The sequence below is a fragment of the Pseudomonas sp. I8001 genome (assembly GCF_013385345.1).
GTDB lineage: Bacteria > Pseudomonadota > Gammaproteobacteria > Pseudomonadales > Pseudomonadaceae > Aquipseudomonas.
On sequence record NZ_JACAQC010000069.1, the window covers coordinates 1 to 5,897 of the forward strand.

Here is a 5,897-nt window from a genome sequence, read left to right on the forward strand (position 1 = left end):
GAGTGAGGGAACACCGAGCCTAGGCGAGGTGCCGACAGGCGGGGCAGAGCGCTTTGGTTACTTTGCCGCTTTTGCAAAGTGACTCGCTGTAAGAGCGAAACCATAGGCGGCCGTTACCTAAATAACGGATATGTACACGCCCCCCAAAAAAACCTCACACCAACCGCTTGATCTGCTTATGCCGCCAAACCAGCCGGTAATAAGCCGTCTGCAACCCCAACATCGCCAGATACGTCACCGGAAACGCCATCCACACCCCTTCCAGCCCAAACCGCGCATTCAGCAGATACGCCACCGGCAACTCCACCCCCAACACGCAAACGATCGAGATCCCCACCGGCACCAGCACCACCCCGCTGGCCCGCATGATCCCGCCCACCACGGCCTGGAAACCGAACACCAGGATGCTCCAGAGCATGATATGCAGCAGGTGCTCGGCCTTGACCCGCGCATCCACGTCGGTAATGAACAACCCCAACAGCCAGTGCGACAACACATACCCCAGCACTATCAACCCACCCGTCAGGCACAGGTTGATCAAAATCCCCGTACGCAGGATCGGCCCGATCCGCTCCAGGCGCCCCGCCCCGATCGCCTGCGCCCCCAGAATCGACGCCGTGATCGCAATCGACAACGCCGGAAACTGCACATAGTTGACGATCTGCGTCACCGCCCCATACGCCGCCGTCGCCTGGGAACCATGGCTGTTGACCAGCGCCAGAATCACCAGCTCCGACAACGACAGCACCACCATCTGCAACCCCGTAGGCAACCCGATACGCAGGACCTTGCCCAGGATCACCCGATCCAGCCGCAGCGCCGCCATCAACTGGCGATCCGGCGCCATCACGTGGTTTTTATGGCGCAGGCGCAGCACCAGGAACGTCATCGCCAGGGCATTACCCACCAACCCCGCCACCACCGCGCTCTGGATACCCATCGGCGGCAGGCCCAGCCAACCCTTGATCAGCGCAGGGGTCAGCACCAGGCCCACGGTGGTCGACACCATCAGCGCCAATAAGGGCGACACCGTGTCACTCACGCCCCGCAGCAGTTGGGTGAACAGGATGAACACCAGCAACAGCGGCATGATCAGCATCATCATCTGCGCATAACCCACCGCGTCATCCAGCACATCCACCGGTGTGCCCAGGGCCTGCATCGCCGGGCGCGCAAACACGCTGCCCAGCACCGCCGCGATCACCCCGATCAGGGCGCCGAGGGTCAGGGTGGCGCCGGTGATCGACTTGACCATCGAGGTTTCCTGCGCGCCCCACGCCTGGCCGATCAGCACCGAAGCACCCGCCCCCAGGCCGATCACCAGGGCGATAAAGAAAAACACGATGGGGAACATCCCCGACACCGCCGCCAACGCCTGGGTGCCGAGCATCTGCCCGACATAGATCCCGTTCAGCGTGCCGGAAAAGCTCTGGAGGAAATTGGACAGCACCATGGGTGCCAGAAAGATCAGGTAGATCTGCCACAACGGTCGTTGCTGGGTGACTTCCATGAAGGTTCGGATCTCAATGCAATTAGGCAGGGAAAGCGTTGCGTGACAACCAGGCCAGGTACAACTTCACATCCACCGGCCAGTGCGCGATCCTGTTGGAAAATTCCGCGCCGTCCTGGGCAAACAACGCCCGCGAGGCTTCTTCAAAACCTGGCAGGTCGCCGCCGATGGCGCTCATGAAACGATAGCTGGACTCCTTCGCCTGGCGCCGCTCATCGTGCTCGGCATGGGCGTTGCGCGCTTCGTCCACCAACCGGCGCAAGGCCGCCGAGGCGCCGCCGCGTTGTTGTCCCAGCCACTCCCAGTGCCTCGGCAGCAAGGTCACTTCACGGGCGACCACCCCCAGCTTCGGACGGCCTACAGTAGGTGACGCCGGCACGTCGGCCTGCGTCACCGCGAGGGTCGGTTGCTGCGGTGCGTAACCGGCGGGCCAGGGATAGTCGACTTGAACACCGCTGGCGTCATCAAACACCAGCAAGCTGCCCGTCGCCAGGTCGAGGCTTTTCAGGTTTTTGGCGACGTCGGCATAAGAGCCGGCAGCCACGCGTTGGTGGCCAAGGAAGGCGGTGCACTGTGATGCGCTCATGACTTTTACCCGGATTATTTTGTTTTACCCGGGTTATATTAGTCTGAAATTTATTGGATGCAAGCCGCTTGTTGCGAAACCACCAAACGATCACTGTCGACAGTCGCGCCCATGGGGCCCACACCCGGGTCGCGCAATACGCATTCGGCAATCGCCGGCTCCAGCTCCACCCGCAATCGGCGGCCCAAGGCGCGGGCGCCGAACCGTACGTCATGGTCGCGGCACAGCCAGGCACGTGCCAATTCATCCAGCACCAATGATCGGTGCTGCGCCGCCAGGCGTTGATTGAGTTTGCCGAGTTCCACCTTGAGCAGCGCCTCAAGCCACTGATGGTCGATGGGCTCGAACATCAGGATACGATCGATGCGATTGAGAAATTCCGGCTCGAAGTGGCGGTGCAAGGCGTCCTCCAACACCCCCGCTTCACCGCGCCCCCACCAGCGCAACGGGGCAAAGCGTTGCCGGTGCCGACGCGCCTGCTGGGCGCCGATATTGCTGGTCATGAAGATCAGGCTGTTGCGAAAGTCCAGCGTACGAGCGCCGCCCGCCAGCGTCAGCTGGCCGTTTTCAAGGATGCCCAGCAGGCTGCGCACCACTTCCTGGCTGGCTTTCTCCAACTCGTCGAACAGCACGATACCAGGGCGGCTGTAGCTACCCTGGATCAGTTCGCTGTTGAACAGGCTGATGCCCTCCTTGCTGCCGACATAACCCGGCGGTGCACCGGTGAGTGCGGCGGCATAATGCTCCTGGGCCAGGGTGTGCATGTCGATACGGCAGAACCCGTCGGCACGCCCGTGCAACGCCTGGGCCAGCAGCCGGACGATTTCCGTCTTGCCGACCCCGGTAGGCCCCATGAACAGGTTGACGCTCAACGGCCGCTCACGCTCACCGATATCGGCCTTGACCACCTTGAGCAACCCTTCCATTTGGGCCAGGGCTGCGTCCTGGCCAACGATACGGCTGCGCAGCAAGGCCATGACCTGGGCCGGTTCAAAAGTAAACCGCATGCCTCAACCCGCCGTTTTTTGTTTACCGCCATGGGGCAACTGCCCCACCGGGCATTCGGCGACACCGACGGTGCTGCGGGTGAAGGCCTCGACATTCTCTTGGGCCTTTTGCGCGTCCAGCACCCAGGTGCGATAGAACTCGAATGGGCAATCCGCCACGCCCTTGTCCCCATCGCCCGAGGCATGCATGCCGGTGTAGCCACGGTGCAGCAGCTTGAACAGATGGTTCTGCGACTGGTCGTTGGCCCGCGCATCGCGGATCTGCGACACCGACAGCTGGGCGTACTGAATGCCCATCTCTTCCTCGCCGCACTCGCCCAGGGTACGGCCATCGAAGCCGATGATCGCCGAGTGCCCGAAGTACGAATACACCCCGTCGAACCCCGCCGCATTCGCCACCGCCACGTAGCAGTTATTAGCCCAGGCCATGCTCTTGGACATCTGCACCTGCTGCTCCTTGGCCGGGTACATATAGCCCTGGCAGCGCACGATCAGCTCGGCGCCTTTCATCGCACAGTCACGCCAGATCTCCGGGTAGTTGCCGTCGTCGCAGATGATCAGGCTGACCTTCATGCCCTTGGGCCCGTCGCACACGTAGGTGCGGTCGCCGGGATACCAACCTTCGATCGGACACCACGGAATGCACTTGCGATAACGCTGGACGATCTCGCCGAGGTTATTGATCAGCACCAGCGTGTTGTACGGCGCCTTGTGCGGGTGCTCCTCGTGGCGTTCACCGGTCAGGGAAAACACGCCCCAGGTATTGGCCTGGCGGCAGGCCGCGGAGAAAATCGCCGTCTCCTCGCCGGGAATACTCGCGGCGGTCGCCATCATCTCGTCGTGGTCGTACATGATCCCCATGGTGCTGTATTCGGGGAACACCACCAGGTCCATGCCGGGCAAACCCTGCTTCATGCCGACAATAATCTCGGCAATCTTCTTCGCGTTATCGATGACTTCGGCCTTGCTGTGCAGGCGCGGCATCTTGTAGTTCACGACAGCAACGCCGACCGTGTCCGGGCTGCTGGAAATGTCGCCATGGCGCATTGCAAATCTCCTCGGTCAATGACTGATCATCCAGGGCCGTGGCCCGGTCCTGGTCTTGAGCCCCAGCGGGTTGGCCTTGCTCGGCACCACCGGCTTGCTGGTGCCACAGCAACTGCAGCCCGCCGGGTGCTTGCGCGCTTCCTGATATTCGCCGACGGTTTGCGGCGCATGGGCGCTGCGCTCGTTACCGGCTATGGCCTTGCGCTGATTGGCCGACAGCGTGGTCAGCGCCGGCGCCGACAGCAGCAACTGCCCGCCCGGGCCGTCGCAATACGGGCATTGGCTGGGTTCGTGACGCTGGGCCATGGGCCGCAGCATCGTGAAGGTGCCGCAGGACTCACAGGCATATTCGTAGGTCGGCATGGCTACAGGTCCGGTGCGATGGGCAGGTCAATGCTGCCGTCGAGGAATTGGGTCGGGCCGTTGGCGTTGGGGTTGATGTCGAACTCGAAGATTTCAGTCGGCAGCCACAACGTCGCGCAGGCGTTGGGGATGTCCACCACGCCGCTGATATGCCCCTGCACCGGCGCCGAGCCGAGCAACGCATACCCCTGGGCCGGCGAGTAGCCGAACTTGGTCAGGTAGTTGATCGCATTCAGGCAGGCCTGGCGGTAAGCGACATTGACGTCCAGGTAATGCTGCTGGCCCTGTTCGTCGACGGAGATGCCTTCGAAGATCAGGTAGTTCTTGTAGTTCGGGGTGATCGGGCTTGGCTTGAACACCGGGTTCTTGATCCCGTATTTGGCCATGCCGCCCTTGATCAGCTCGACCTTCATGTGCACCCAGCCGGCCATTTCGATGGCGCCGCAAAAGGTGATTTCGCCGTCGCCCTGGCTGAAGTGCAAGTCGCCCACCGACAGGCCGGCGCCGTTGACGTACACCGGGAAATAGATCTTCGAGCCGCGGGACAAATCCTTGATATCGCAGTTGCCGCCATGCTCACGGGGCGGCACGGTGCGGGCACCGGTGGCGGCGGCATCATCACGGGCCGAGCCCTTGAGTTTGCCCATGTGCGCGGTGGTGGCCAGCGGCGCGTTGGCCAGGGGTGGGACGCGGGTCGGGTTGGTATCGATCAGCTCCTGCTCGCGACGATTCCAGTCGGCGAGCATCACCGGGTCGGGCAGGCAGCCGATCAGGCCGGGGTGGATCAGGCCCGCAAAATTGACGCCCGGGATGTGCCGGGAGCTGGTGAACATGCCCTTGAAATCCCAGATGGCTTTTTGCGCGCTGGGGAAGTGATCGGTGAGAAAGCCGCCGCCGTTCTGGCGCGAGAAGAAGCCGTTGAAGCCCCACTGGGAGTCGGCCTTGGCGCCGATGTCGAGCAGGTCGACCACCAGCAAGTCGCCGGGTTCGGCGCCGTGTACGCCCACCGGACCGGAGAGGTAATGCACGGTGGAGAGGTCGACGTCGCGCACGTCGCTGGCGTCGTCGTTGTTCTTGATGGCGCCGGCGGTCCAGTCGTAGGTTTCGAGGATGAAGTCATCGCCGGGTTTGACCCAGCAAGCCATCGGGATGTCCGGGTGCCAACGGTTGTGGATCTGTTCGTTTTCGGTGACGGGTTGGTTGAGGTCGACTTTGATCAGGGTGTCGGTCATCGAGGTGCTCCCGGAGGGTGGGTTGGCTGTCGGGAGCAGTCTCACGGGGATGGGGTTGGGCGGGGAATACGTTGGATGACGTATGCGTCTTTGGGGTTGGGGGGCATATCCGTTTTTTGGGTGATGGCTGATATCGGTTCCGCTCTTACAGC

6 protein-coding genes are annotated in these 5,897 nt (G+C 62.5%); all 6 read right to left on the reverse strand.

Features of this window, described 5'->3' with window-relative positions:
- Positions 1–154: 154 nt before the first annotated feature.
- From HX839_RS31325 to fmdA, 6 genes are read right to left on the reverse strand one after another with little or no spacing between them, the layout of a single operon-like run.
- Positions 155–1,510, reverse strand: a complete 1,356-nt coding sequence (locus HX839_RS31325) for an MATE family efflux transporter (RefSeq protein WP_003218590.1) — start codon at positions 1,508–1,510, stop codon at positions 155–157.
- A 22-nt stretch (positions 1,511–1,532) separates the two neighbouring features.
- Complete coding sequence (locus HX839_RS31330; RefSeq protein ID WP_102606511.1) at positions 1,533–2,096, reverse strand: DUF2239 family protein; 564 nt, start codon at positions 2,094–2,096, stop codon at positions 1,533–1,535.
- A 50-nt stretch (positions 2,097–2,146) separates the two neighbouring features.
- On the reverse strand, positions 2,147–3,103 hold the full coding sequence (locus HX839_RS31335; protein WP_177068219.1) for an AAA family ATPase: 957 nt from the start codon (positions 3,101–3,103) through the stop codon (positions 2,147–2,149).
- 3 nt (positions 3,104–3,106) lie between these two features.
- Positions 3,107–4,150: an aliphatic amidase gene (locus HX839_RS31340; RefSeq protein ID WP_177040371.1), complete on the reverse strand. Its 1,044-nt coding sequence runs from the start codon at positions 4,148–4,150 to the stop codon at positions 3,107–3,109.
- A gap of 15 nt (positions 4,151–4,165) precedes the next feature.
- A complete protein-coding gene (locus HX839_RS31345; RefSeq protein WP_177037356.1) occupies positions 4,166–4,513 on the reverse strand; it encodes a zinc ribbon domain-containing protein in 348 nt (115 codons plus the stop codon).
- A 2-nt stretch (positions 4,514–4,515) separates the two neighbouring features.
- On the reverse strand, positions 4,516–5,745 hold the full coding sequence (gene fmdA / locus HX839_RS31350; protein WP_177068220.1) for a formamidase: 1,230 nt from the start codon (positions 5,743–5,745) through the stop codon (positions 4,516–4,518).
- Between the last annotated feature and the right edge of the window lie 152 nt (positions 5,746–5,897).

Excerpts from the sequence above, each read along its gene's own strand:
- HX839_RS31325 (WP_003218590.1), bottom strand. The coding sequence starts at position 1,510 with ATGGAAGTCACCCAGCAACGACCGTTGTGGCAGATCTACCTGATCTTT.
- HX839_RS31330 (WP_102606511.1), bottom strand. The coding sequence starts at position 2,096 with ATGAGCGCATCACAGTGCACCGCCTTCCTTGGCCACCAACGCGTGGCT.
- HX839_RS31335 (WP_177068219.1), bottom strand. The coding sequence starts at position 3,103 with ATGCGGTTTACTTTTGAACCGGCCCAGGTCATGGCCTTGCTGCGCAGC.
- HX839_RS31340 (WP_177040371.1), bottom strand. The coding sequence starts at position 4,150 with ATGCGCCATGGCGACATTTCCAGCAGCCCGGACACGGTCGGCGTTGCT.
- HX839_RS31345 (WP_177037356.1), bottom strand. The coding sequence starts at position 4,513 with ATGCCGACCTACGAATATGCCTGTGAGTCCTGCGGCACCTTCACGATG.
- fmdA (WP_177068220.1), bottom strand. The coding sequence starts at position 5,745 with ATGACCGACACCCTGATCAAAGTCGACCTCAACCAACCCGTCACCGAA.